24 protein-coding genes are annotated in these 25,502 nt (G+C 42.4%); 22 read left to right on the top strand and 2 right to left on the bottom strand.

Annotated elements, in window-relative coordinates; translation table 11 throughout:
* Nucleotides 1-5: 5 nt before the first annotated feature.
* From ACZ5C4_RS18060 to ACZ5C4_RS17955, 22 genes are all read left to right on the top strand, one after another.
* On the top strand, nucleotides 6-1,052 hold the full coding sequence (locus tag ACZ5C4_RS18060; RefSeq protein ID WP_464522209.1) for a virulence RhuM family protein: 1,047 nt from the start codon (nucleotides 6-8) through the stop codon (nucleotides 1,050-1,052).
* 267 nt (nucleotides 1,053-1,319) lie between these two features.
* On the top strand, nucleotides 1,320-2,711 hold the full coding sequence (gene asnS / locus ACZ5C4_RS18055) for an asparagine--tRNA ligase (protein WP_464522208.1): 1,392 nt from the start codon (nucleotides 1,320-1,322) through the stop codon (nucleotides 2,709-2,711).
* A 145-nt stretch (nucleotides 2,712-2,856) separates the two neighbouring features.
* Nucleotides 2,857-3,921 (top strand): metallophosphoesterase family protein, encoded by a 1,065-nt coding sequence (locus ACZ5C4_RS18050; protein WP_464522371.1) that lies wholly within the window; start codon nucleotides 2,857-2,859, stop codon nucleotides 3,919-3,921.
* Nucleotides 3,922-3,937: 16 nt separating this feature from the next.
* Entirely contained in the window at nucleotides 3,938-5,581 is a 1,644-nt protein-coding gene (locus tag ACZ5C4_RS18045) for an ATP-binding protein (RefSeq protein ID WP_464522207.1), read from the top strand.
* Nucleotides 5,582-6,916, top strand: coding sequence for a CCA tRNA nucleotidyltransferase (locus ACZ5C4_RS18040; protein WP_464522206.1), 1,335 nt, complete (start codon nucleotides 5,582-5,584; stop codon nucleotides 6,914-6,916).
* A 65-nt stretch (nucleotides 6,917-6,981) separates the two neighbouring features.
* Nucleotides 6,982-7,989: a CotS family spore coat protein gene (locus ACZ5C4_RS18035; RefSeq protein ID WP_464522205.1), complete on the top strand. Its 1,008-nt coding sequence runs from the start codon at nucleotides 6,982-6,984 to the stop codon at nucleotides 7,987-7,989.
* A gap of 145 nt (nucleotides 7,990-8,134) precedes the next feature.
* Nucleotides 8,135-9,865 (top strand): phospho-sugar mutase, encoded by a 1,731-nt coding sequence (locus ACZ5C4_RS18030; protein WP_464522204.1) that lies wholly within the window; start codon nucleotides 8,135-8,137, stop codon nucleotides 9,863-9,865.
* A gap of 192 nt (nucleotides 9,866-10,057) precedes the next feature.
* Nucleotides 10,058-10,330 (top strand): HU family DNA-binding protein, encoded by a 273-nt coding sequence (locus ACZ5C4_RS18025; RefSeq protein ID WP_186876561.1) that lies wholly within the window; start codon nucleotides 10,058-10,060, stop codon nucleotides 10,328-10,330.
* A gap of 120 nt (nucleotides 10,331-10,450) precedes the next feature.
* The gene (locus ACZ5C4_RS18020) at nucleotides 10,451-10,690 is read left to right on the top strand and encodes an RNA-binding S4 domain-containing protein (RefSeq protein ID WP_464522203.1); all 240 of its coding nucleotides are present in this window, start codon (nucleotides 10,451-10,453) and stop codon (nucleotides 10,688-10,690) included.
* 63 nt (nucleotides 10,691-10,753) lie between these two features.
* The gene (gene yabP / locus ACZ5C4_RS18015; protein ID WP_186876563.1) at nucleotides 10,754-11,038 is read left to right on the top strand and encodes a sporulation protein YabP; all 285 of its coding nucleotides are present in this window, start codon (nucleotides 10,754-10,756) and stop codon (nucleotides 11,036-11,038) included.
* Nucleotides 11,039-11,048: 10 nt separating this feature from the next.
* Nucleotides 11,049-11,381 carry a spore cortex biosynthesis protein YabQ gene (gene yabQ / locus ACZ5C4_RS18010; RefSeq protein WP_464522202.1) on the top strand — a complete coding sequence of 111 codons (333 nt, stop codon included), beginning with the start codon at nucleotides 11,049-11,051 and terminating at the stop codon, nucleotides 11,379-11,381.
* A gap of 49 nt (nucleotides 11,382-11,430) precedes the next feature.
* Nucleotides 11,431-11,766, top strand: a complete 336-nt coding sequence (locus ACZ5C4_RS18005; protein WP_464522201.1) for an FtsB family cell division protein — start codon at nucleotides 11,431-11,433, stop codon at nucleotides 11,764-11,766.
* A gap of 133 nt (nucleotides 11,767-11,899) precedes the next feature.
* On the top strand, nucleotides 11,900-13,297 hold the full coding sequence (locus ACZ5C4_RS18000) for a SpoIIE family protein phosphatase (RefSeq protein ID WP_464522200.1): 1,398 nt from the start codon (nucleotides 11,900-11,902) through the stop codon (nucleotides 13,295-13,297).
* 46 nt (nucleotides 13,298-13,343) lie between these two features.
* Complete coding sequence (gene tilS / locus ACZ5C4_RS17995; RefSeq protein WP_464522199.1) at nucleotides 13,344-14,786, top strand: tRNA lysidine(34) synthetase TilS; 1,443 nt, start codon at nucleotides 13,344-13,346, stop codon at nucleotides 14,784-14,786.
* Nucleotides 14,755-15,282 carry a hypoxanthine phosphoribosyltransferase gene (gene hpt, locus ACZ5C4_RS17990; RefSeq protein ID WP_186876568.1) on the top strand — a complete coding sequence of 176 codons (528 nt, stop codon included), beginning with the start codon at nucleotides 14,755-14,757 and terminating at the stop codon, nucleotides 15,280-15,282. Before tilS ends, hpt begins: the two co-directional genes overlap by 32 nt.
* Before the next feature lie 63 nt (nucleotides 15,283-15,345).
* Nucleotides 15,346-17,166, top strand: a complete 1,821-nt coding sequence (ftsH, locus tag ACZ5C4_RS17985) for an ATP-dependent zinc metalloprotease FtsH (RefSeq protein ID WP_456299335.1) — start codon at nucleotides 15,346-15,348, stop codon at nucleotides 17,164-17,166.
* Between the two features lie 33 nt (nucleotides 17,167-17,199).
* Nucleotides 17,200-19,266 carry a glycoside hydrolase family 13 protein gene (locus tag ACZ5C4_RS17980; protein WP_464522198.1) on the top strand — a complete coding sequence of 689 codons (2,067 nt, stop codon included), beginning with the start codon at nucleotides 17,200-17,202 and terminating at the stop codon, nucleotides 19,264-19,266.
* A gap of 326 nt (nucleotides 19,267-19,592) precedes the next feature.
* Nucleotides 19,593-20,000 (top strand): helix-turn-helix transcriptional regulator, encoded by a 408-nt coding sequence (locus tag ACZ5C4_RS17975; protein ID WP_464522197.1) that lies wholly within the window; start codon nucleotides 19,593-19,595, stop codon nucleotides 19,998-20,000.
* 12 nt (nucleotides 20,001-20,012) lie between these two features.
* Nucleotides 20,013-20,342 carry a hypothetical protein gene (locus ACZ5C4_RS17970; RefSeq protein WP_464522196.1) on the top strand — a complete coding sequence of 110 codons (330 nt, stop codon included), beginning with the start codon at nucleotides 20,013-20,015 and terminating at the stop codon, nucleotides 20,340-20,342.
* Nucleotides 20,343-20,669: 327 nt separating this feature from the next.
* Nucleotides 20,670-21,533, top strand: coding sequence for a pyridoxamine kinase (locus tag ACZ5C4_RS17965; protein ID WP_464522195.1), 864 nt, complete (start codon nucleotides 20,670-20,672; stop codon nucleotides 21,531-21,533).
* The gene (locus ACZ5C4_RS17960; RefSeq protein WP_464522194.1) at nucleotides 21,530-22,045 is read left to right on the top strand and encodes a TIGR04002 family protein; all 516 of its coding nucleotides are present in this window, start codon (nucleotides 21,530-21,532) and stop codon (nucleotides 22,043-22,045) included. The genes ACZ5C4_RS17965 and ACZ5C4_RS17960 overlap by 4 nt, the downstream gene beginning before the upstream one ends.
* A gap of 37 nt (nucleotides 22,046-22,082) precedes the next feature.
* Nucleotides 22,083-22,679 (top strand): TIGR04100 family radical SAM protein, encoded by a 597-nt coding sequence (locus tag ACZ5C4_RS17955; protein ID WP_464522193.1) that lies wholly within the window; start codon nucleotides 22,083-22,085, stop codon nucleotides 22,677-22,679.
* A gap of 356 nt (nucleotides 22,680-23,035) precedes the next feature.
* Here ACZ5C4_RS17955 and ACZ5C4_RS17950 read toward each other — a convergent pair whose 3' ends face one another.
* Together ACZ5C4_RS17950 and ACZ5C4_RS17945 are read right to left on the bottom strand one after the other, a co-directional pair.
* Entirely contained in the window at nucleotides 23,036-23,899 is an 864-nt protein-coding gene (locus tag ACZ5C4_RS17950) for a methionyl aminopeptidase (RefSeq protein WP_464522192.1), read from the bottom strand.
* A gap of 33 nt (nucleotides 23,900-23,932) precedes the next feature.
* Nucleotides 23,933-25,174 (bottom strand): DUF1015 domain-containing protein, encoded by a 1,242-nt coding sequence (locus ACZ5C4_RS17945; RefSeq protein WP_464522191.1) that lies wholly within the window; start codon nucleotides 25,172-25,174, stop codon nucleotides 23,933-23,935.
* Nucleotides 25,175-25,502: the final 328 nt, after the last annotated feature.

Genomic DNA, 25,502 nt, shown 5'->3' with positions numbered 1-25,502 from the left:
TCTATTTGAAAAAGAAAAAAGATGAAATAACCATCCGGTCCAGCGCAGCGGAATACTTAACCTATGTTGCCTCTGTTGGCGATCAGCAGGACAGCATTGAGATACGCTATGAGGATGAGAATATATGGCTAACACAAAAGATGATGGCTACATTGTATAATGTAGATGTTCGTACAATCAATGAGCACATTAAAAAGATATATTCCGATTCTGAACTTGAGGAAAATGCAACTATCCGGAATTTCCGGATAGTTCAAACCGAAGGTTCACGTCAGATTACTCGTGATACGAAGCATTATAATCTTCAAATGATTATTGCTGTCGGATTCAAGGTGAACAATGAACGAGCAGTGCAGTTTCGTAAGTGGGCAAATGGCATCGTGAAGGACTACACCATCAAAGGCTGGGCCATGGATGACGAGCGCCTGAAAAATGGTGGCTCTGTGCTTACAGTAGAATACTTCGACCGTTTGCTTGAGCAGATTCGAGAAATCCGTCTGTCTGAGCGTAGATTTTACCAGAAGATAACAGATATCTATGCAACAGCTCTTGATTATGATCGAACTGCGAAGACAACAAAGCAGTTTTTTGCAAAGGTTCAAAACAAGATGCATTATGCAGTTCACGGACATACCGCAGCAGAGTTAATTTATGAGCGAGCCGATGCAGATAAGCCACATATGGGACTGACCACTTGGGCAACAGCGCCGGAAGGCAAGATCGTAAAAAGTGATGTGAGCGTTGCGAAGAATTATCTTTCAGAAAAAGAAATGCGTTCATTAGAGCGTATTGTATCAGCTTATCTGGATTTGGCAGAGGACCGTGCGGAGCGCCATATTCCAATGACGATGGAAGACTGGGCGAAACGACTGGATCTATTCTTGATGGCAGATGACAGAGAGATCCTTCAGGATGCAGGTAAAATCACTGCAGAGATTGCCAAGGCAAAAGCCGAAACTGAATTTGAAAAATATCGTGTCATTCAGGATAGACTATTTATGTCTGACTTTGATAAATACATGCTGGAATTGGAAGAGGATGCAAAGAAATAATAGGTTTTATCTCGCTTTCAATGCTAAGGTTTCCAGCATGTAAGGTCGAGTGCATGGAAATAGCGCCATTAGTAAGGCCTAAAAATAGCCGTCGACCTGTTCTCTGTATGAAGAACGGACAAGGTGGAGGCGATGGTAGTTTTTCGCATCGGGTGGGATGATAAGAAAGGATTTATTGTTGTATTTCATATAGTTTCAGTGTTATAATAATACCGTTACCCAAAACAGCCGTTGTGGGCAGCTTAAAAAGTAGAAGGAGTATTTGTTATGGAACTGGTAACGATTCGGGAGTTATTTAAAAACAGAGACGAGTATCTGGACCAGAAGGTGACTGTCGGAGGGTGGATACGCAGTATCCGCGACTCGAAAACCTTTGGCTTTATTGTAGTAAATGACGGTTCTTATTTTGAGCCGCTTCAGATTGTATACCATGATAAGATGGAGAATTTCAGCGAGATTTCAAAACAAAATGTAGGCGCCGCAATCATTGTGACAGGCACGCTTGTTGCGACGCCGCAGGCAAAGCAGCCTTTTGAAATCCAGGCTGATGAAGTGACCGTAGAGGGAGCTTCTGCGCCGGATTATCCGTTGCAAAAGAAACGTCATAGTTTCGAATATCTTAGAACAATTTCGCATCTTCGCCCGCGGACGAATACATTTCAGGCGGTATTCCGCGTAAAATCACTGGCGGCATATGCGATTCACAAGTTTTTCCAGGAGAGAGGCTTTGTCTATGTGCATACCCCGCTGATCACAGGAAGTGACTGTGAGGGGGCAGGTGAAATGTTCCGCGTGACAACACTGGATATGGAAAATGTACCGAAGAATGAGGACGGAACAGTCGACTATACGAAAGACTTCTTTGGAAAAGAGACGAGCCTTACTGTAAGCGGACAGTTGAATGGAGAGACATACGCACAGGCATTCCGCAGTATTTATACATTCGGGCCGACTTTCCGCGCAGAGAATTCGAATACGACAAGGCATGCGGCAGAATTTTGGATGATTGAACCGGAAATTGCATTTGCAGATTTAGAGGATAACATGGATCTGGCGGAGGCAATGCTGAAATACGTAATCTCCTATGTATTGGAGCAGGCCCCCGAAGAGATGAATTTCTTTAATTCTTTCGTAGATAAAGGACTTCTGGAGCGTCTGCACAATGTAGTAAATTCTGATTTTGCCAGAGTGACGTATACAGAGGCTGTTAAGATTCTGGAAAAGAACAATGATAAATTTGAATATAAGGTGTCCTGGGGATGTGATTTGCAGACAGAGCATGAGCGCTATCTGACAGAACAGGTATATAAACGTCCGGTATTTGTGACAGATTATCCAAAAGAAATTAAGGCGTTTTATATGAAATTAAATGAGGACGGGAAGACAGTCGCTGCTGTAGACTGCCTTGTTCCGGGAATTGGAGAAATTATCGGCGGCAGCCAGAGAGAGGACGACTATGAGAAATTAAGAGGCCGAATGAAAGAACTGCACTTAAAGGAAGAAGACTATAAATTTTATTTAGACCTCAGAAAATATGGCTCTACCAGACATGCCGGATATGGACTTGGGTTTGAACGGTGTGTGATGTATCTTACAGGTATGACGAATATACGTGACGTTCTTTCGTTCCCGAGAACGGTCAATAACTGCGAACTGTAAAGCCTGTATATTTTAAAGGATACATGGCGGCGGAAGATATGGGAGGCGCGGCTCAATGCCGCGCTTTTGTGTTACGTTGACAAAAAACAGCGGGAGACTGACAGTGTTTCCGGAACAGTGCAGGACAAAAGAAAGAGGAGCAGACATGAAATTTATTCATATAGCGGATGTTCATCTGGGGGCAACTCCGGATTCGGGAAAGGCGTACAGCGAAATACGTCCGAAAGAATTGTGGGATACATTGGAACAAGTGATAGATGTATGCGAGAGAGAAAAAACAGATTTATTGCTGATTGCGGGAGATTTATTTCACCGTCAGCCTCTGCTTCGGGAGCTAAAGGAAGTAAACTATATGTTTTCCAGGCTGACACATACAAAAGTCGTGCTGATTGCAGGAAATCACGATTATATCCGAAGAGATTCCTATTACCGTACCTTTCAGTGGAATCAAAATGTATATCCGTTGTTCGGAGAGAAGATGGAATATATTGAATTTCCGGAGCTTCAGACGGCTGTCTATGGCTTTAGCTATTATACAAAGGAAATAAGTAAGGCAAGGTATGACGAAGCATATGCCTGCCAGATACAGCCTTTTGAAATACTTTTGGCGCATGGGGGAGACGAAAAGCACATTCCCATCCACAGAGAGAAATTGGAGAGTACCGGCTTTGACTATATAGCGCTGGGGCATATCCATAAAGCGGAAGAAATACCAGAAACAGTGAAAAAACAGCAGATTCTCTATGCAGGGGCGCTGGAGCCTGTGGATAAAAATGATACGGGAATACATGGTTATATTGAAGGGGAAATAAATGTGCAGGGAGTAAGAACCCGCAAAGTTGCATGTGCAAAGAGGGAATATGTCCCTCTCACTGTAACAGTAGATGAAATGCAGACATCAGGAAGTCTCAAGGCGGCTTTAAAAAAGATGGTGGAAGAGAAGGGAGTGGAGAATCTTTATAAAATTGTTCTGACGGGATACCGCGATGCAGATATAACGTTTGATACCTCGCACATGGACTCCTATGGGAATATGATAGAGATTTTGGATAAAACACGTCCACTCTATGATTTTGCACATCTTGCAGAAGAAAACGGACAGAATTTGCTTGGTGAATATATCCGCATGTTCCAGGGGTGTCCTGAAAATAGTATAGAATATAAAGCGCTTTGTGCAGGAGTAGAAGCCATTCTTACGAATATGCATTGAGAAAAGGGAAACAGGAATGATTATCAAAGAAGTATATATAAAGAATTTTGGAAAATTTTCAGAGCAACATTTTCGGTTTGACACAGGAGTCCATATTATTTACGGTGAAAATGAGTTTGGAAAAAGCACACTTGTCGCCTTTATACGTGCAATGCTGTTTGGAATGGAAAGAGGCAGAGGAAAAGCGGCTGCAAGAGATGATTTCAGCAGGTATGAGCCATGGGACAACCCGAATTATTACGCAGGAAGCATGCGGTTTTCATGCGGAGGGAGAACATTTCTTTTGGAGAGGAGCTTTGACAGATATACAAAACATGCTTCACTGGTCTGCGAGGACGACGGAGAAGAATTATCCGTCGAACAGGGAGATCTGGAGATGCTGTTAGGAGGAATAACCCCTCTTATGTTTGACAATACGGTTTTAGTCAGACAGATGTCAGCAAAACCAGGACAAGAGCTCTCGGACAGCCTGAAGAATTATGCGGCCAATTATTACGAAACAGGCGGCGGGGAAGTGGACTTGCAAGGGGCAATGAAATATCTGAAAGAGAAACAAAAAGAGACAGAGAGACAACTTCGCCTCCTGGATGAAAAGCAAGAAAATAAACTAGGAAAAATTCGGCAGGAATGCAGCTATATTACGCAGGATATGGAAAGATTGCGGCAGGAGTTTGAAGAGAACCAGCAGCAGTACAGTGAATCTGTCAGAGAAGAAGCGCGTCTGCGGGCACAGTACGAAAAAGCAGAAAAAAGACAGAAAAAACCTCAGGACACAGAAGAAACGCCTGGTTTGTATGAGAAAAAATCCAGAACATTTTTATCAGCAGGCATTGTCGGAGTTCTGATCGGAATTGCCGGTATATTCTGGGGCAAGATTCTTGCCCGTCAGGACTGGTTCTCGGGAAGCGTGCCTTTGCAGCTGATTGGATACCTGATATTGGCAGCAGGGCTTATACTTTTGTGTGTCGGGATAGTGAAGAGGACGGCAGAGAGAAGAGCCTTTAGAGCCTGGAAGAAGCAGACTGTGCAGAATATGAAGTATGAAAGTACAGATAATGAGGCCGAATGTCGGAGGCTGGCACAGGAAATACGGCAGGCGGAAGAAAACAAGAAGAAGCAGGTGTGGCAGAGAGAAAAGCTGCAGTCTGAGTGGAAAGAAAAGGAAGTCCGCCTGGAAAATCTGCATGAGGAAGAAAGGGAATCAGAGATTTCAGAGGAAAGACTGCTGATAGAGGAGGATTTAAAAGCTTTGAAAATGGCGGCGGAAAAGATGGAAGCAGCTGCAAAAAGACTGGGACGCAGAACAGATGAACGTATAAATGATAAGGCATCTGAGATATTGGGCGCGGTCACAGGAGGACGGTATTGCCGTTTACAAATGTCGGACAATATGGATATTTCTGTATGGGACGGTCAGCGCAGAATTTCCCTGCACTGCTTGAGCAGAGGGACAATAGAGCAGATCTATTTTGCTATTCGTATGGCGGCGGCAGAGCTTTTAGGAGAAGAGGAGCTGCCGGTTATTTTGGATGACATGTTTGTATTCTATGATGAAAAAAGATTAAAATCTGCCTTAAAATGGTTGAGTGATACGAAAAAGCAGGCTATAATATTTACTTGCCAAAAGAGAGAAGCGGAAATAATGGAAGGAAGAATTTAAATGAAGATAGAACTGCCAAAAAAGGTGCAAATGATTATTCAGAATCTTCAGCTTCATGGATATGAGGCATATGCGGTCGGCGGCTGCGTAAGAGATTCCATCCTGGCAAGAAGACCTGAAGACTGGGACATTACAACGTCCGCAAAGCCAGAAGAAATCAAAAAGCTGTTTCGCAGGACAGTAGATACGGGGATTGAACATGGTACAGTCACCGTCTTGATAGGCAAAGATAGCTTTGAAGTCACAACATACCGGATTGACGGGGTGTATGAGGACAGCCGTCATCCGAAGGAAGTTATTTTTACCAATCAATTAGAGGAAGATTTAAGAAGGCGTGATTTTACGATCAACGCTATGGCATATAATGACGAAGTGCGGTTAGTTGATGCATTTGGGGGAATGAAAGACTTAAACCATCACTTGATACGTTGTGTGGGGAATGCGGAAGAACGTTTTTCGGAGGATGCGCTTCGGATTTTAAGAGCAGTCCGTTTTTCTGCACAATTGGATTTCCCTATAGAAGAACAGACGGCGGAGGCGGTAAAAAAATTGACGCCGTCTCTTAAAAATATCAGCGCAGAAAGGATTCAAGTGGAGTTAGTCAAGCTTTTGACTTCGAATCACCCTGAAAAAATCCAAGATGCGTATAATCTGGGAATTACAAAGATTATTCTGCCGGAATGGGATGCGATGGTTGGGGTAGAGCAGAAAACACCGCACCATAAATACGATGTCGCGGAGCATACACTGCATGCGTTGAAAAATGTAAAAAAAGACAAAATATTAAGGCTGACGATGCTGTTTCACGATATGGGAAAGCCGTCTATGAAGACAACCGATGAAAAAGGAGTGGATCATTTTAAGGGACACGCCCTTGTGAGTGAGGAGATAGCAAGAAAAATACTGCGTCGTTTGAAATTCGACAATGATACAGTGAAAAAAGTGACCCGTCTTGTCTGCTACCACGATTATCGGATTGAGGCAACTCCCAAAAATGTACGCCGCGCCATGAACCGAATCGGGGTAGAGCTCTTCCCTTATTATCTGGCAGTACGCATGGCAGATGTAAAGGCACAGAGCCCTTACAGAAGAAGAGAGAAAATAGAAAATATTGTCGCCATGAGAGAGGTATACCAGGAGACGCTGTTAAATGGAGACTGTGTTACATTAAGGGATCTGGCAGTAGGAGGCCGAGATTTGATGGAGCTTGGCATGCAGCCGGGCAGGGAGCTTGGCAGTATGTTGTCGGAACTTTTAGAGTGGGTGATTGATGAGCCGGAATGTAACAAAAAAGAAATTTTGTGTGAATATGTAAAAGAAAAGCTTGGTTTATAGCATACTTAGGCTGTCCCCTTCATACATTAGAAAGAACTATGAATCGCATAATGCAGGGGGCAGCCATGAAGGAGTACGAATTAGAAGTATTAGAACAATATGACATGGAAGTGAAAAGCACCCGCAGAATCAGGGGTGCGTTTTTTTGCGATACGAATGAGGGGACGATGTTACTGAAGGAGACGAAGATTTCTGCGCGCCGTGCTCCCCTTCTGTATAAGTTATTAAGTCGTCTAGAAACGGAAGCGGGCTTCCAGGTTGATACACCCGTATTTACAAAGAATGGAGAACTTTTATGTGCGGGGAGGGACGGCACAAAATATATGCTGAAAAAATGGTATACAGGCAGAGAATGTGAAGTGAAGCGGGAAGCTGATATTATAGAGGCTGTCCGTCAGCTTGCGCGTATCCACCGGAATTTAAGTTGGCAAAGAAATTTTGATGATATAGAAGAAAGCTTTTCGTTTGCGGGACGGCTTCCAGAGGAAGAAGTGAAACGGCACAACAGAGAATTGAGAAAAGTGCGTGCTTTTATAAGAAATCGGGTTTCCAAAAGTGATTTTGAATATTTATTCCTTGAAAATTTTGAAAAAATGTATGCTCTGGCAGAAAAAGTGACAGCAAGACTAGAGGGTGAAGAATGTCGGAAACTATTTTGGGAGTCTATTGAGAAAAGACGGTTAGTCCACGGAGACTATAATTATCATAATGTTCTGATGATGGCGGCAGGTATGCCGGCAGTGACAAATTTTGAACATTTCCGAATGGATATTCAGGCGCAGGATTTATATTATTTTTTAAGAAAAGTAATGGAAAAGCATCAGTGGGACGTTTGTCTTGGAAGGAAAATGTTAGAAGCATATCAGGCCGTACGCCCTCTTTCTGTAAGTGAAAAAGAATATATTGCGTTAAATCTTGCTTATCCGGAGAAGTTCTGGAAGACGGCGAGCAGCTATTATCATTCCAATAAGGCATGGATACCAGAGAAAAGTGTGGAAAAACTTCGACTATCTGTTTTGCAGGCAGAAGAAAAACTAGACTTTTTAGAGAAGATATTTCAAATAAATATTTAAGCAGGAGATCTGTCATATAGAATAAAACTTAGAAAGTTCGTAACAGTTTAATTTCCCGGTTAAGCTGTTACGAAAGTTTACTTTAAATTTACAGGCACCTGTTGTATAATAAGGTCAGATTTATTATATGTCAGGAGGTACCAGTATGGATTACAAGGAGAGGTATGAACAATGGCTTTCAGATTCTTATTTCGACGATGCGGTGAAAGCAGAATTAGAAGCGATCAAAGCAGATGATAAGGAGATTAAAGAACGATTTTATACGGAGCTGGAGTTTGGAACTGCCGGTCTGCGCGGAGTAATCGGCGCGGGAACGAACCGTATGAATATTTATACAGTGAGAAAAGCAACGCAGGGGCTGGCAAACTATATATTGAAAAATAAGGGAGAAAAAAAAGGTGTGGCAATTGCTTTTGATTCGCGCCGTATGTCACCGGAATTTGCACAGGAAGCAGCGCTTTGCCTTGCCGCGAACAATATCAAGGCATATGTGTTCGATTCTTTGCGCCCGACACCGGAGCTGTCCTATGCTGTAAGGAAGCTGGGCTGTATAGCCGGAATCAATATTACTGCAAGCCACAATCCTCCGGAATATAATGGATACAAAGTATACTGGGAGGACGGCGCTCAGATTACACCGCCCCATGACAAAGGAATCATGGATGAAGTAAAGGCAGTGGAAAATTATACGGAAGTGAAAACGATGTCTCTTCAGGATGCGAAAGCCGCAGGGCTCTATGAGACAATTGGGGCAGAAATAGACGACGCTTATATTGCGGAGCTGAAAAAGCAGGTGCTTCATCAAGACGCAATTGACGAGGTTGGCAAAGATATAAAAATTGTCTATACTCCACTTCATGGAACAGGAAATATTCCGGCACGCCGGATTTTAAAAGAGCTGGGTTTTGAAAATGTCTATGTAGTAAAAGAGCAGGAGTTGCCGGACGGAGAGTTTCCAACTGTATCCTATCCAAATCCGGAAGCAGAGGAAGCATTTGACCTGGGACTAAAGCTGGCGAAGGAGATAGACGCAGATATTGTGCTTGCCACAGATCCGGACGCGGATCGTCTGGGAGTGCGGGTAAAGGACAAAAATGGAGAATACCATACATTGACAGGGAATATGTCGGGCTGCCTGCTTGCCGATTATGAAATCGGGCAGAGACAAGCATTGAAAGGGCTGCCGGAAGATGGTTTCTTGATAAAAACGATTGTGACAACCAATATGGCAGATGCCATTGCGGATTACTATCATGTCGGGCTGATTGAATGTCTGACAGGCTTTAAATATATCGGGCAGCAGATTCTTGGATTTGAGACAAGCGGAAAAGGCGAATATGTATTTGGCTTTGAAGAGAGCTATGGCTGTCTGATCGGAACGCATGCGCGGGACAAAGATGCGATTGTAGCTACGATGGCTCTGTGCGAGGCAGCAGCTTATTACAAGACAAAAGACATGACACTTTGGGATGCGATGATTTCTTTATATGAGCGTTACGGCTACTACAAAGATGACATCAAGTCCATTACTCTGAAAGGAATTGAGGGACTCGCAAAAATACAGGAGATCCTTGAGACACTGCGTAAGAATCCGCCGGCAGAGATTGCCGGTCTGAAGGTTCTTAAAGCGCGCGACTATAAAGCAGATACAATCAAAGATATGCAGACAGGGGAAGTGACTAAGACAGGACTTCCAAACTCCAATGTTCTTTACTACGATCTGGCAGACGGGGCATGGGTATGTGTAAGGCCTTCGGGTACAGAGCCGAAAGTAAAATTCTACTATGGAATCAAAGGAGTTTCTCTGGCGGATGCAGATGAGAAATCTGAAAAGATGGGAAATGAAATTCTGGCTATGATAGACGCGATTATGTAAAATTTCCATAATATGGATATAATTGTGAAAAACAGCTTAAAAAGGCGGAAAAACAGTAAAACTTCTTGACAAAGGAGAGGGAAACCGTTATAACATACATAAGGGTGCTTCGTGTGGACGAACATGCATGAAACCTTTATAAAAACGGTAGAATATTCGTATTCTAGTACAATTAGGAGGAGGACATTATCCATGAACAAAACAGAATTAGTAGCAGCAATTGCTGAGACAGCAGAAATTTCTAAAAAGGACTCTGAAAAAGCGTTAAAGGCTTTTATCGATGTAGTAACGGAACAGCTGAAAAAAGGCGATAAAGTACAGTTAGTAGGCTTCGGAACATTTGAAGTAAGCGAAAGAGCAGCAAGAGAGGGAAGAAATCCTCAGACAGGAAAAACAATGAAAATTGCTGCATGCAAAGCTCCAAAATTCAAAGCAGGAAAAGCTTTAAAAGACGCTTTGAACTAATATACCCTAAAAGGTGAAAAGAGCACTTATGATGTACTTACATTATAAGTGCTCTTTATTAATTATATATTTTAAAGGCATACCGCTTAGGGTTCACCACTTTATGAATGGAGGAAAAAAATGCGTCTTGATAAATTTTTAAAAGTGTCTCGTCTGATTAAAAGAAGAACAGTTGCAAATGAGGCATGTGATGCAGGCAGGGTGCTGGTAAACGGGAAACCAGCAAAGGCATCTGTAAAGGTAAAGCCGGGCGATATTATAGAAATCCAGTTTGGAACAAAAACTGTGAAGGCAGAGGTACTTGCACTGCAGGATACAACAAAGAAAGAAGAAGCAAAAGAACTATTCCGGTATCTGTAATTCCAGACATAATTTTATACAACCCTTCATATATATAGAAAAGCACAGGAAGGGGGCAGATGTATGGAAGAACAGCGGATAATAAAAACACATAAACTAATTATAAATAATCGAAAAACCAGCATGGTAACGGGAGTGCTGGATGTTCTTTCATTTGATTTAAACGAGATATTACTGGAGACAGAGATGGGAATGCTGATGGTAAAGGGGACAGATTTGCATGTGAATCGTTTAAGCGTGGAAAAGGGTGAGGTTGATTTATCCGGAAACATAGACAGCATTGCGTATTCGAATGTAAATCAGGTGAACCGGCAGAACGAAAACTTCTTTACAAAGCTGTTTAAGTAGGTACGTGCATATGATGCTGGGAATAGGGACAGAGGCGCTGATTTTTCTTTACGCCGGCCTGTCAGGTATTACAGTGATGGCAGTGTATTATGCCCTTGTACTGTTTCGGAAATTGATTCGGCATAAGAACTGGGTAATCAGTTTGGAAGATTTCTTTTTCTGGCTTCTTGTCAGTATTTATCTGTTTCATCAGATGTACAGGACGACATATGGCAGTATACGGTGGTTTTTTATATTAGGCGTGGTATGCGGAAGTATATTGCCGCATCTTTTTCGTATACTTCTAAAAAAAATATGGACAAAACATAAGAAAAATCTTGAAAAGTATAAAAAAAACAGATAGAATATTTTTTGTAGTAAGGGAAAATAATATACAAATAGGGTGAGTATAAATGACGAGAAAGAAACAGAGTGGAATGGACAGGCAGCGGTCTAAAAAGACGTCGCGGCTTAGACATCATAAGAGAAGTATAATAGGAATCAGTTTTATTTTGTTGCTTTTAACCGGAGTGTTGACGGTAAATTCGGTGATGCTTCAGGCAAAAAATAAGGAATACAAAGAACAAGAAGCTGAGTTGGAAGCACAGATTCAGGAAGAAAAGAATCGTTCTGAAGAAATTGAAGATTATGAGGAATATGTTAAGACAGATGAATATATAAAAGAGACTGCGGAAGAAAAATTAGGGCTTGTTGACCCTGATGAAGTAATTTTTAAACCGGCAGAATAAGCACAAGTACGAAAGAAAACTCCAGGAGAAATTCTCCTGGAGTTTTTGCGTACTGTCTGTACCTTCAAGGCAGAGGGACAAAGAGAAGGAAAATGGGTTTCTCCATTTTGTTTGAGGAAGGAGTATAAATACGATGAATGAAGGACAAGTATTACATAACAGCCCTTACGTTGCCCAGATAGAAAAGTTTGCAGATTCGCTGAAACAGCTTTCACGTACATTTCTGGAGCTGGAAGAGAAAAAGCAGGCATTTTCCAACGAAGAGATTGAGGATATGTTTCAAAGGGTGAGAGAGAAAGTATGCGGAAATTGTGAAAAATGCAGTTGGTGTTGGGGAGAAAATTTTGTACATACCTATCAGATGGGATATGAAATTCTATCAGCCGTAGACCGTTATGGAAACGAGATGAACATGGAAACAAAGAGAAAACTGCAGCAGAAATGTATTATGGCGCCAAGATTCTTACGTGAAATGCTGGAGGCATTTCACGATGCCAGACAGAATATGATCTGGATAAACCGAATGGCAAGGAGCAGAGAAGGGTGCGCGATCCAGATGGATACCTTTGCCGATATGATACGCAGTACGGCAAAAGAATTAGAAGATAGTATGTTTACAGATGAACGATTGGAGAAAAAAATCAGTGTCAGTTTAAAGAAGAAAGGTATTCGGGTATTGTACACGAATTTTTTTATGAACAGGGAAGGAAAATACGAAATTCACGTTACTGCAAGAGCTGTACAGAACCGCTGCGTTACACAGAGAGAATTAGTAAAGGGAGTTTCAGAAGTTCTGGGGAGGAGATTTATTCTGGAAGAAAACAGCGGACAGATACTGGGAAAAGAATATACAACTGTTATCTGTATAGAAGGCCCTACATATTATACAATGCATGGCGTTGCGCGGATTGGAAAAGGCTGCTGTCAAGTGTCAGGGGATAATTTTATGATGATAGAACTGCCTGGAGGCAGACAGGCAGTGGCACTTTCTGATGGAATGGGTTCAGGTGAAAAGGCATGCAGAGAGAGCACTTTGGTGGTAGAACTGCTGGAAGAGCTTTTAGAAGCCGGATTTCCGGAAAAAACAGCAATCCAGATGATTAATACGACGTTAGTTATGGGAAGAGAAGAGATACACTATTCTACGATTGACATGAGCGTGTTTGATTTATATACAGGAGAATGTGAACTGATTAAAGCAGGGGCTTCCTCTACCTTTATAAAAAAAGGAGACGTTGTGGAGCACTTAAGCTCTACAAGTCTGCCGATAGGTGTCCTACATTCTATTGAGATTGATTCAGTAAAGAGAAAACTCAAATCAGGAGATTTTGTGATTATGGTGACAGACGGCGTTTTAGATGCTCTTCCAGTTGGAGAGCAGGATATTCTTCTGGAAACGATTATACAGGGAAGTGCGATTGCGAATCCAAAAGAAATGGCGCATCATGTGCTAGAACAGGTTTTAAACTGGACCGGAAAGGAGCCGGCAGATGATATGACGGTGCTGGCAGTCGGGTTATGGGAATGTTAGGGCAGAGATTCTTGCAATTTTGTCATAGATTGAGTATAGTTTACATATGATGAAGAAAATTGAAGCTTTTATAAAAAAATATCATATGATACAGGAGCATGATATAGTAGTGACAGGCGTATCGGGCGGAGCCGATTCGATATGCCTGCTTTTTGCGCTTTTAGAATTGAAAAAGGCATTGGATTTCCAGATTGTTGTGTGTCATATAAATCATGGTATACGCGAAGTGAGCGCCGACAGGGACGAACAGTTTGTACGCAAAATCTGTGAGGAAAAAGGACTTACGTTTCGAGTTTTTCATAAAAACGTAGAATTAATTGCCATAAAAAGGAAACAATCTCTTGAGGAAGCAGGGCGCATGGTGCGCAGGGAAGCTTTTGAAAAAGTGCTTAAAGAAGTAAATGGGACAAAAATTGCGACAGCACATCATCAGAATGATAATGCGGAGACACTGCTTATGAATCTGGCAAGAGGCAGTGGACTGAGAGGTATGTGTGGGATCACTCCGGTAAACGGAATCTGGATCCGTCCTCTTTTGTGTGTGAAGCGCAGTCAGATCGAAGAGTGGATGGAAAGATATGAAATTCCATTTTGCCAGGATGAGACGAATGAAGAGGATCTGTATACGCGAAATCGTGTGCGTCACCGGATTATTCCAGAACTGGAAACACAAGTAAATCCCCAGACGGTGAAGCATCTGTATGAGGCATCTGTGCAGGTACAGGAAGTATGGGAATATATCGCGGCACAGACGAAGAAGGCATATGCGGACTGTGTACAGGAACAAAAACAGGAAGGGCTTCTTATTTACAAAGAAAAATTTGACGCTCTGCCAGATGCGTTAAAGAAATTTCTCATTAAAAGTACTTTGGAAAATATAGCCAAAGCGAGTAAAGATGTGACATCGGCTCATATTAGTGCGGTACTGGATTTATTAGAGGGACAGGTGGGAAGGCGGATAAATCTGCCCTATCATATAACGGCAAAGAGAGTATACGCCGGTGTGCTGGTGGAGAGTAAAAAAGGGAAAAAACATCTAAATTTAGAAGAAAAATTAAGCCCCAGGGAGCTTCTGATATCGGGGGAGATCGTGATACCGGAACGGAATTTAAAAGTGTCTTGTAAGGTTTTTAAGAAAAAGGCGAATTTTTCTTTCTCGTTGATACCACAAAAAACCTACACGAAATGGTTTGATTATGATATAATAAAAAATAGCCTGCTTATCAGAACGCGGCAGCAGGGAGACAGGATTGTAATTGATAAAAAAGGCAGCACACAGAAGCTGAAAAACTATTTGATAAATGAAAAGGTTCCTGAAGAAAAGCGGGGGAGCCTCCTTCTGATAGCAGACGGACAGCAGATTATATGGATACCGGGGATGCGGCAGAGTCATGCTTACCAGGTAAAAGAAGAGACAAAGCGAATATTGGAAATTAGAATAACGGAGGAGAAAACAGATGTCAGAGACGATCCGAGTGTTAATATCTGAGGAAGAAATAGAAGAAAGAGTACAGGCATTAGGAAAGCAGATAAGTGAAGACTATGCAGGAAAACAAGTACATTTAATCTGCATTTTAAAAGGCGGCGCTTTCTTTATGTGCGAGCTGGCAAAGAGAATTACAGTGCCTGTTTCGATGGATTTTATGAGTGTCGGAAGCTATGGGGACGGAACAGCCTCCAGCGGTGTTGTGCGTATTGCAAAAGACTTAGATGAGGCGATAGAGGGAAAGGATGTGCTCATTGTGGAGGACATCATTGACTCAGGACGTACCTTGTATTATCTGATTGATGTTCTGAAACACAGAAAACCGAACAGCGTGCGTCTGTGTACATTGCTGGATAAACCAGACCGCAGAGTAAAGGATGTAAAAGTAGACTATGTCGGATTCGCGATTCCAGACGAATTCGTGGTCGGGTATGGACTGGATTATGCCCAGAAATATAGAAATCTGCCATATATAGGAGTGGTAGAAGGCGTAGAATAAACAGGAAGGAGACATAACAGGTTGAACAATAAGAAATACAGAGGTGTAAGCGGAGTTACCGTTATGACGTTTGTTCTCATTGTGGTGCTTGCGTTCTGGCTGATGAACCGCATGCAGATGCACCAGCAGGAGATGACGTACACCCAGTTTGAACAGGAATTAAAAGATGAAAATGTGACAGATGCCGTAATCAGCCAGAATAAAGCTGTGCCTACGGGTTCTGTGACCGTAACATTAGAGGGGGAGGAAAGCGCCCGCACCGTTTATGTTTCGGATGTAAAGGAAGCAGAGAAGCTTCTGGAGAAATATGGTATAGACTATAAAATGTCAAATGTGCAGCAGGATTCTGTTATGACGACAGTGATGCTTCCACTTTTGATTACATTTGCGGGAATAGCTCTTATATTCTTTTTGATGAACAGGCAGAGTGGAGGAGCGAATGCCAAAGCGATGAATTTCGGGAAGAGCCGTGCAAAGATGAGCAGCCAGAATGAAATCAAAGTAACGTTCGCAAATGTAGCAGGCTTAAAAGAGGAAAAAGAAGAGCTGGAGGAGATTGTAGATTTCTTAAAGGCTCCGAAGAAATATATTCAGGTAGGAGCGAGGATCCCCAAAGGCGTTCTTTTAGAGGGACCTCCGGGAACAGGAAAAACACTGCTTGCAAAAGCCGTTGCAGGTGAAGCTGGAGTGCCGTTTTTTAGTATTTCAGGTTCGGATTTCGTAGAGATGTTTGTAGGCGTAGGAGCGTCCCGTGTTCGTGATTTGTTCCAGGACGCGAAGAAAAATGCCCCTTGTATTATCTTCATTGATGAGATTGACGCTGTTGCGAGACGCCGCGGAAGCGGTCTGGGCGGCGGACATGACGAGAGAGAACAGACATTGAACCAGCTTCTCGTAGAGATGGATGGCTTCGGGGTGAATGAAGGAATTATTGTCATGGCGGCAACCAACCGCAAAGATATATTAGATCCGGCGATTTTAAGACCGGGACGGTTCGACAGAAATGTTATCGTAGGGCGTCCGGACGTGGGAGGCAGAGAAGAAATACTGAAAGTTCACGCGAAAAATAAACCGCTGGGAGATGATGTAGATCTAAAACAAATTGCGCAGACGACAGCAGGTTTTACAGGCGCTGACCTGGAAAATCTTTTGAATGAGGCGGCGATTCTGGCAGCGAAAGAAAACAGGGTATATTTGCAGCAGTCAGATATTCGCCATGCCTTTGTGAAGGTTGGAATCGGCCCTGAGAAGAAAAGCCGGATTGTCTCTGAAAAAGAACGCCGGATTACAGCATACCACGAGGCAGGGCATGCGATTTTATTTCATGTGCTGCCAGATGTAGGGCCGGTATACAGTGTATCGATTGTGCCCACAGGAGGCGCGGGAGGCTATACAATGCCGCTTCCGGAAAGAGATGATATGTTCAATACAAAAGGACATATGCTTCAGGAAATTACAGTATCTTTGGGCGGACGTGTAGCAGAGGAAGAGATATTTGATGATATTACAACAGGGGCTTCCCAGGATATTAAGCAGGCGACAGCCATTGCGAAATCTATGATTACAAAGTTCGGAATGTCAGAGAGGCTTGGTCTGATAAACTATGACAATGACAGCGACGAAGTATTTATCGGAAGAGATTTTGGCCATACGTCGCGAGGCTATGGCGAGAAGATTGCAGGTACGATTGACGAAGAAGTAAAACGAATTATTGACGAATGTTATATAAAAGCAAAAGCACTTTTACAAGAATATCATTCTGTATTGGAAGCATGTGCCCAGCTTCTGCTCGAAAAGGAAAAGATAACAAGGAGCGAATTTGAAGCACTCTTTGAAGAAAAAGAGACAGGAAACGAACCACAGCTTTCCGGCCAGGACTCATAGAGGAGGTTCCTGTGACGGGTAAGGAGGTTTTTTATGAATAAAGACGCACTGTTTAGTGACGGCACATCAGATTATGTCTCTCCTGCGCAGCCAGACTGGAATGAGAAGATTACACTGCGTTTCAGGACAGCCCAAAATGATGTGGATGAAGTGCGTATCCTGTTGGAAACCGGGAAATATGCTATGCGGAAAGTGTGCACAAAAGGCAGCTTTGACTATTATGCAATTGAATGTCAGCTGTCAGAAGAACCTTTCCGCTATTCTTTTGAGATTTTAAAAGACAGCGAAGTCTGTTATTATAACCGCTGCGGTGTGTCAAAGGACATAAAGCGCTTTTATGATTTTGTCATTGTTCCAGGCTTTTCGACGCCGGAATGGGCAAAAGGGGCAGTGATGTACCAGATTTTTGTAGACCGGTTTTACAATGGTGATACGTCAAATGATGTAGAAGAACGAGAATATATCTATATTGGGGAACCATGCAGGAAGGTTACAGATTGGAGTCAGCCTCCTGAGGCGATGGATATTCGGCGTTTTTACGGCGGTGATCTGGCAGGAGTGCAGGAGAAGTTGGACTACCTGCAGGAATTGGGAGTGGAAGTGATTTATTTCAATCCGCTGTTTGTCTCCCCTTCCAATCACAAATATGATATACAAGATTATGATTATATTGACCCGCACTACGGGAAAATCGTAGAGGACGCAGGAGAAGTGCTTCCGTGGGGCAGCCAGGATAACACGCAGGCGACAAAGTACCAGGTTCGGACAGGGAAAAGAGAGAATCTGGAGGCGAGCAATGCATTGTTTGCCAGGCTGGTAGAAGAGATGCATCAGCGGGGAATGCGTGTGATTTTGGACGGCGTATTTAATCACTGCGGGTCGTTCAATAAATGGATGGATAGAGAGAGAATCTATGAACAGCAGCCGGGATACCCCAAGGGTGCATATGTAGATGCCAACAGTCCATACCGTAGATTTTTCCGTTTTTTTGACGAGAGAGACAGCGCATGGCCGTATAATAAAAATTATGACGGCTGGTGGGGACATGATACATTGCCTAAACTGAATTATGAAGATTCGCCGGAGCTGGAGCAATATATTATCGATATAGGAAAAAAATGGATTTCACCGCCGTATAATATAGACGGTTGGCGTCTGGATGTGGCGGCTGATTTAGGATACAGCAATGAGTATAATCATATGTTCTGGAAACGGTTTCGAAAGGAAATAAAAAGTGTAAATCAGGATGTCTTGATTTTGGCAGAGCACTATGGAGATCCTGCGGAGTGGTTACAAGGAGACGAGTGGGACAGCGTGATGAATTATGATGCTTTTATGGAACCGCTTACGTGGTTTCTGACAGGCATGGAGAAGCATAGTGATGAGAGAAGAATGGATTTGTGGGGAAATGCGGATAATTTTGTCAATACAATGAGACATTTTATGGCATGCATGATGACGCCGTCTCTCCAAGTGGCAATGAACCAGCTTTCTAACCACGATCATTCTCGCTTTTTAACGCGGACGAATCATATTGTTGGCAGGGTAGAGCATTTGGGAGCGAAAGCAGCAGAAGAGGGCGTGAATTATGCAGTGATGCGAGAGGCAGTTACAGTACAGATGACATGGCCTGGTGCCCCTGCTGTTTATTATGGAGATGAAGCTGGCTTATGCGGCTTTACAGATCCAGATAACCGGCGAACCTATCCTTGGGGGAAAGAAAATAAGGAACTGATTGCTTTTCATAAAGAGATGATCCGGATACACAAAGAAGAAAAGCCGCTGCGCAAGGGCTCTTTGAAAATGCTGTATTGGGAGAGTAATATTCTTGCTTACGGGCGTTTTCAGGAGGAAGACCAAATTATTGTAGTGCTGAATAACAGTAAGGAGTTAAAAGAAGTAACGGTGCCGGTATGGCAGGCAGAAGTGCCGGAAAAAGGAAGAATGATGCGTCTGATGTATTCCTATGAGGATGGATATACAACCGAAAGGGATGAATATATTGTGGAGGACGGAGAAATAGTACTGAATATGGGACGACATTCTGCGATAGTGCTGAAACCCTTAAAGACGGAGAAAACATCTGACGCGTTGCTGTAAGGATACAGTAGAGATAAAAAGCGCAGGGGATAATGAAAGAAAGCCTTTTTTAGACATGGAAACGATATACGCGATGCGTACGTAATGTCTGAAAGGGGCTTTTTAGTATAATAGGAAATTTTACCGCTTTGCGGTATTGCGGCGGCGCGCAAAGTGGACAAGCCCCTCAGAGTGAGGGGCAGGGGAGCTGAAGCGGGCTTGCCCACTTTGTTCTGTCTACATAGTGTTGTAAAAGAATTTTTACACAGAAAAATAGGCTTGAAAAAGATATTTGATAGACTTTTAGGTTTCATTATAGGATGATGTTCGCGAAAGGAGGAAATAAAATGGAAATAGGGAAGCAGCTGAAGGATGCAAGAATACATTATGGGATGACGCAGGAGTTCGTAGCAGAAAAGCTGCATGTGTCCAGACAGACAATTTCTAATTGGGAAAATGAAAAGTCATATCCTGATATTATAAGTGTCATTGAATTAAGTAATCTCTATTCCGTAAGCTTGGATGATTTATTGAAAGGAGACAAAAAAATGATCGAACATCTAGAAGAAAGTACAAATCTGGTAAAAAGTAATCAAAAATTAATTGGGGCAATCATAGCGAATATCATATTCATCATTCTGTTGGTAATTTTAAGTGCATTTATCCCGGAGAATAAATACTTTCTCGTTGGAGTGTTCTGTCTGATGGTTGTGAGCTCATCAGCGTTATTCTATCAGATAATCAAAAAATTTTAAGGAGGTATTTTCATGGAGTGGAAAGAAAGCATTTATATGATATTTGGAGCTATATCATTGGTAGGAGCTGCTGCTACGGCGTATCAAATTTATAGACTGACATTGATGGACGCGAAGGCAAGGGGATTGAAGCATCCAAAATTCTGGGGGATATTTGCCATGAGTGGGAATAATTCGGGCGGTCTTTTGATGTATCTGATTGGCAGAAACAAATATCCAGTTATAAATTTGCCGGACAGTGAAAAACAAAAAATGGAGAAAAGAAAAAAATGTGCGGGTGTTGGCTTGATTTTTTTGGCGTTGGGAACAATTGGACTAATAATTGGAAATGTATATCTTTAAAGGCATATCGTAATTTAGTCTCTATGGGACGGTGAGCTTTGCCCGACAAAGTATACCCTAAAGGGCATACCGTAATTCATTCCTTGCAGGATGGCGGGCTTCGCCCGACAAGGTATATTTGCATTATAAAACTGGACTGCATAAAAATGATAGAACTGGTTATTTTGACATAACCAGTTCTATGCTATTATAGCAGAAAATGTATTCATTCGGATGTAATGTAATATAACTATACCGGAGAATGGGCTTTATTCAATAAGAGATAAAGTGCCGATATAGAGTGAATGAGGCTGGTTGTATCAGTAATTTTGAAAGTGGGAGATGAATATGACAAAAAAGATAGCAGTGATCAATGATTTATCGGGATTCGGAAAATGCTCTCTTACAGCGGCGATCTCTGTGATTGCCGCAATGGGAGTGCAGCCATGTCCTTTGCCCACAGCGATTTTGAGTGCGCAGACAGGATATGCCAGTTATTTTCTGGATGATTATACAGACAAAATGGAATCTTTCCGGAAAGAGTGGGAGAAAATGGGCGCCTCATTTGACGGGATATATACTGGCTTTATGGCAGGGGATAGACAGATTAGGCAAGTATTTGCCTTTCTGGATACATTTCATAAAAAAAATACGTTCTTACTGGTAGATCCGGTTATGGGAGATAATGGAAAAGAGTATGCGATATTTACGCCGGAACTGCTAAGTCTTATGAAAGAGTTAGTGCTGCGTGCAGATATTATTACTCCGAATTTGACAGAGCTTTGTCTTCTGACAGATACGGACTACCGGATGATTGAACATTTGACAGATGAAAAATATTTATTAACAGTCGTCGCGCAGATGGGAAGAAATCTTATTCAAAAGGGACCTAAGACGGTAGTAGTAACAGGGATTCAATTTGTGGATGAGGCAGACGGTATTTCGAAAATGGGAAATTTGTCAGTTACAAAGAAAGAAGAGCATCTGTGTGCTTTTCCTTATATAGGAGGCAGTTACTCCGGTACAGGAGATATATTTGCCTCTGCTGTTGCGGCCGGGATGGCTAAAGAAGAAAAAATTGTATCTGTAATGAAAAGAGCAGGAGCTATGATTGAATATGCGATGCGGGATGCCGTGAAAGACCAGATTCCAAGAAATGACGGTGTAGAATATGAAAAATATCTGTGGATGTTAAAAGGAGAGGAGCAATGAGACAAAATACTTCAAAAATAGTAACTGCCGGATTGTTTGCGGCAATGATCACAATAATGACAGCATATATCTGTCATATTCCCTATGGGGCAAACGGCGGATATATCCATTTTGGTGACACACTCATTTATCTGGCGGCCGTACTTCTGCCAAGACCATATGCCCTCGCTGCTGCTGCGATTGGAGGAGGAATGGCGGATATGTTGACAGCGCCAATGTGGGCTCCGGCAACAATTGTGATTAAGATGTTGATAACACTACCTTTTACAAGCAGACAAGAGAAGATACTGACAGTAAAAAATATGGCGGCTCCTTTTATTGCACTTCCAATCTCTGCGGCAGGATATTATCTAGCAGAAGGTATATTATTCGGTTCCTTTATTGCTCCAATGGCTTCATTGGCAGGCAGTCTGATTCAGTCAGTCGGAAGTGCAGTCTTTTTCTTTGTGCTTGCATCGGCGCTGGATAAAGCACATATCAAAGGAAAAACCAGACAGATACTGCATTTGTAGAATTAAAGATAGTGTATATTAAGTAAGGAGGCAGAGTATGGCAGATATATTATATACGTATAAGGAGAATGTTTATGTAAATTTAACGAACAAGTGTGACTGTAGCTGTAAGTTCTGTATCCGCAGTCACCAGGACAAGGTGGGAGATGCAGATACGCTGTGGCATAAAGAGGATCCGTCATTGGAAGATGTAATTACCGCGATAGATGCATTTCATTTTGACGGATATAAAGGACTGGTATACTGTGGGTATGGTGAGCCAACCTGTGCACTGGAAAATCTTTTGAAATCGGCACAGTATGCAAAGAAAAAATATGGGCTGAAAATACGGGTAAATACAAATGGACTTGCCAATCTTTATTACGGCAGGAATATAGTACCTGAGCTCGCAAAGACAGTGGACTGTGTATCTATCAGCCTGAATGCACCGGACAAAGAAAAATATATGGATGTTACAAGACCAAAGTTTGAGAATGCATTTGAAGGTATGCTGGAATTTGCAAAAGAATGTAAAAAATACGTGCCAGAAGTCAAATTCACAGTCGTAGACGTACTTTCTGAAGAAGAAATCCAAAAAAGCAAAGAATTAGCAGAGAACATAGGAATCGACCTGCGTATTAGAAGATTTGTTTAGAATATAAATTTAACGAAGCAACAAGCAATGCGAAAAGAACCGACTTCACACTGCTACAGACTTCCAATCAGAAGTTTTTCCTTCGTCTATAGGGAAGTGGCGCCCTAACAAAAGAAAATGGCTTCACGTTGTTATAGCCCTCCAATTAGAAGTATCTATACTACTTCCGATTGGAAATGCATAGCAGCGTGAAGCCGTTTTCTTCCGTCTGGAACTATAAACTTAAGCTGGCGAAAGTGTGAGTGTGAAAGAGATGCTTTGCGTGAGTGAGGAATTTCGGCGAAGCCCTGACGAACGATGCAAAGCATCTCTTTCACACGTCCCTTTTGTCGCTTAAATTTTATATTTCGTCACATTTATTTTGTCAATACTTCTACTCCATCTTCTTTAATCAGCACCATGTATTCTATCTGTGCGGACAGCCCGTCGTCAATGGTATATACGGTCCAATCGTTTTCTTCATCAACATAGAAGTCGGGGCTTCCTTCATTGATCATGGGTTCAATCGTAAACATCATACCGGGTACAAGCAGCATTTCACTGCCTTTTGGAGTGACATAGCTTACGAAAGGATCTTCGTGAAATTGTAAACCAACGCCATGTCCGCCGATTTCCTCTACGACAGAATAGCCGTTTGCCTGTGCGTGGCTGTTGATAGCATATGCAATATCTCCCAAATGTCCCCAAGGCTTTGCTGCTTCTAATCCGAGCTTTACACATTCTTCTGTAACCTTAACAAGGCGTTCGGCACGCTCGGAAACATGTCCCATCTTAAACATACGGGAAGCATCGGAGAAATATCCGTTTAGTATAGTAGAGACATCAACATTGATAATATCGCCTTCTTTAAGAATAATATTTTTATCCGGTATTCCATGACAGATTTCATTGTTGATGGAGGTGCATACGCTTTTAGGAAATCCTTGGTAATTAAGAGGGGCGGGAATTCCACCGTTTTCCTTTGTGAAAGTATATACAATATCGTCAATCTCTGCCGTACTCATTCCGATATGGATATTTTTGGCGACCTCGTCTAAGACGGCAGTGTTAAGCGCTGCGCTCTCCTTAATTTTTTCGATCTGAAACGGTGTCTTTAGCATTTTACGGGTTGGAACTATTTCTCCTTTTTCTGCATGTAGCATTATTTTTTCTTCAATCGGCATATGGCATTTTTTGTATTTTTTACCGCTGCCGCACCAACACAGGTCATTTCTTTCCATGAATATTTCTCTCCTTTTTTGTTTCATTGATTCTTAACGCTCTATCTGATGAATGAACAGTCCGCTTCGCAGTTTAGGTTCAAACCAGGTGGATTTCGGGGGCATCAGTAATCCCGCGTCAGCGACCGCAAGTAGTTCATCCATAGAAGTGGGATACATGGAGAATGCAACGCCGCCGGTTTTGTCTGCCTCTTGTCTTAGTGCTTCAAGACCTCGAATACCTCCGATAAATCGGATACGGGAATCCGTTTTTGGATTTTGGATATTTAACAGGGGACAGAGTATAAAATTTTGAAGCACAGAGACATCTAATGTCTCTACCGGATTGTCTGAATATAGACAAGGCTTTGCTTCCAGACGATACCAAGTACCGTTTCCATATAAACCAAATTCTCCTTTTTTCTGTGGATGGTAAGCTTCGTTTCCGATTTCAGTGACATCAAATCTGTCCTTTATCATATCAAGAAGTTGACCAAATGTATAGCCATTTAAATCTGTAACAACTCGGTTATAATCGAAAATACGCAGTTCATCTGACGGAAACAAGACAGAGAGAAAGTAGTTAAATTCTTCTGTGCCGGTATAGTCAGAATGTGCGTTTCTACGTGTTAAACCGACCTTTACGGCAGATGCAGCTCGGTGATGTCCATCAGCGATATAAACCTGTTTCATGGAGGAGAAGATTTGAGAAATTTTCTCAAGGAGTGTTTTTTCTTCAATCCTCCAGATTTGATGGCGGATAGAATCATCACTGACAAAATCATAGAGAGCAGGAAGAGCACATACTTCTTTTAATATAGATTTTATATTTAGATTAGGACGATAAGTAAGAAAAATAGGTCCTGTCTGGGCACTTAAGGTGTCCACATGGCGGATGCGGTCCTGCTCTTTGTCCGCACGTGTATTTTCATGCTTTCGGATCACGTTGTTTACATAGTCGTCAATAGAAGCACAACCGACAATACCAGTCTGCGTATGCTGCTGCATAGTAAGCGCATAGACATAATAGCAAGGGGTTTCATCTTGTATAAATGAGCCGTCATTTATCATAGAGTCCAAAATCTGAGCAGCTTTATCATATACAGGCTGGGAATACATATCGATATCTACTGGAAACTGTGTTTCGGGACGATCAATTTTTAGAAATGAGTTTGGATTTTTCTCTGTGATTTCACGTGCCTCTTCGCGGCTGTACACATCATAGGGAAGCGCTGCGATAGAAGCAGCACGTTCTTTAGACGGGCGGATTCCTTTAAATGGTCGTATGTCGGTCATTATGGTTTCTCCTTTTCCTATAGGCTGATGTCAGTATACGCAGGCAGTATGCCTGAATTGGTTCTGTATACCGACGCTGAACACATTTTAACACAAAAAAAGAAAACATACCATACCTTGTCGGGCGAAGCCCGCCCTCCCATAGGGAATGAGATGCGGGGTACCCTTTGGGGGAAACCTTGTCGTAGGGAGAAACCCGCCAGCCTGAACAGGAATAATCATTAAATTAAAGTATAAGAAGATTGTAACAGTTCAGCTCGCGCCATTCGTAAAACCGCACTGCGTGCTTATCGTGGCTACCGCCACCGTTTTACTCATTGATGGGCGC

It is taken from the genome of Mediterraneibacter flintii, assembly GCF_055387595.1.
The sequence above is the reverse complement of the archived record's forward strand: the minus strand, read 5'-3'. Positions and strand labels throughout refer to the sequence as shown.

What these genes read in the sequence shown, in the direction of transcription:
- asnS (WP_464522208.1), top strand. Translation starts at nt 1,320, where the DNA reads ATGGAACTGGTAACGATTCGGGAGTTATTTAAAAACAGAGACGAGTAT.
- ACZ5C4_RS18050 (WP_464522371.1), top strand. Translation starts at nt 2,857, where the DNA reads ATGAAATTTATTCATATAGCGGATGTTCATCTGGGGGCAACTCCGGAT.
- ACZ5C4_RS18045 (WP_464522207.1), top strand. Translation starts at nt 3,938, where the DNA reads ATGATTATCAAAGAAGTATATATAAAGAATTTTGGAAAATTTTCAGAG.
- ACZ5C4_RS18040 (WP_464522206.1), top strand. Translation starts at nt 5,582, where the DNA reads ATGAAGATAGAACTGCCAAAAAAGGTGCAAATGATTATTCAGAATCTT.
- ACZ5C4_RS18035 (WP_464522205.1), top strand. Translation starts at nt 6,982, where the DNA reads ATGAAGGAGTACGAATTAGAAGTATTAGAACAATATGACATGGAAGTG.
- ACZ5C4_RS18030 (WP_464522204.1), top strand. Translation starts at nt 8,135, where the DNA reads ATGGATTACAAGGAGAGGTATGAACAATGGCTTTCAGATTCTTATTTC.
- ACZ5C4_RS18025 (WP_186876561.1), top strand. Translation starts at nt 10,058, where the DNA reads ATGAACAAAACAGAATTAGTAGCAGCAATTGCTGAGACAGCAGAAATT.
- ACZ5C4_RS18020 (WP_464522203.1), top strand. Translation starts at nt 10,451, where the DNA reads ATGCGTCTTGATAAATTTTTAAAAGTGTCTCGTCTGATTAAAAGAAGA.
- yabP (WP_186876563.1), top strand. Translation starts at nt 10,754, where the DNA reads ATGGAAGAACAGCGGATAATAAAAACACATAAACTAATTATAAATAAT.
- yabQ (WP_464522202.1), top strand. Translation starts at nt 11,049, where the DNA reads ATGATGCTGGGAATAGGGACAGAGGCGCTGATTTTTCTTTACGCCGGC.
- ACZ5C4_RS18005 (WP_464522201.1), top strand. Translation starts at nt 11,431, where the DNA reads ATGACGAGAAAGAAACAGAGTGGAATGGACAGGCAGCGGTCTAAAAAG.
- ACZ5C4_RS18000 (WP_464522200.1), top strand. Translation starts at nt 11,900, where the DNA reads ATGAATGAAGGACAAGTATTACATAACAGCCCTTACGTTGCCCAGATA.
- tilS (WP_464522199.1), top strand. Translation starts at nt 13,344, where the DNA reads ATGATGAAGAAAATTGAAGCTTTTATAAAAAAATATCATATGATACAG.
- hpt (WP_186876568.1), top strand. Translation starts at nt 14,755, where the DNA reads ATGTCAGAGACGATCCGAGTGTTAATATCTGAGGAAGAAATAGAAGAA.
- ftsH (WP_456299335.1), top strand. Translation starts at nt 15,346, where the DNA reads ATGACGTTTGTTCTCATTGTGGTGCTTGCGTTCTGGCTGATGAACCGC.
- ACZ5C4_RS17980 (WP_464522198.1), top strand. Translation starts at nt 17,200, where the DNA reads ATGAATAAAGACGCACTGTTTAGTGACGGCACATCAGATTATGTCTCT.
- ACZ5C4_RS17975 (WP_464522197.1), top strand. Translation starts at nt 19,593, where the DNA reads ATGGAAATAGGGAAGCAGCTGAAGGATGCAAGAATACATTATGGGATG.
- ACZ5C4_RS17970 (WP_464522196.1), top strand. Translation starts at nt 20,013, where the DNA reads ATGGAGTGGAAAGAAAGCATTTATATGATATTTGGAGCTATATCATTG.
- ACZ5C4_RS17965 (WP_464522195.1), top strand. Translation starts at nt 20,670, where the DNA reads ATGACAAAAAAGATAGCAGTGATCAATGATTTATCGGGATTCGGAAAA.
- ACZ5C4_RS17960 (WP_464522194.1), top strand. Translation starts at nt 21,530, where the DNA reads ATGAGACAAAATACTTCAAAAATAGTAACTGCCGGATTGTTTGCGGCA.
- ACZ5C4_RS17955 (WP_464522193.1), top strand. Translation starts at nt 22,083, where the DNA reads ATGGCAGATATATTATATACGTATAAGGAGAATGTTTATGTAAATTTA.
- ACZ5C4_RS17950 (WP_464522192.1), bottom strand. Translation starts at nt 23,899, where the DNA reads ATGGAAAGAAATGACCTGTGTTGGTGCGGCAGCGGTAAAAAATACAAA.
- ACZ5C4_RS17945 (WP_464522191.1), bottom strand. Translation starts at nt 25,174, where the DNA reads ATGACCGACATACGACCATTTAAAGGAATCCGCCCGTCTAAAGAACGT.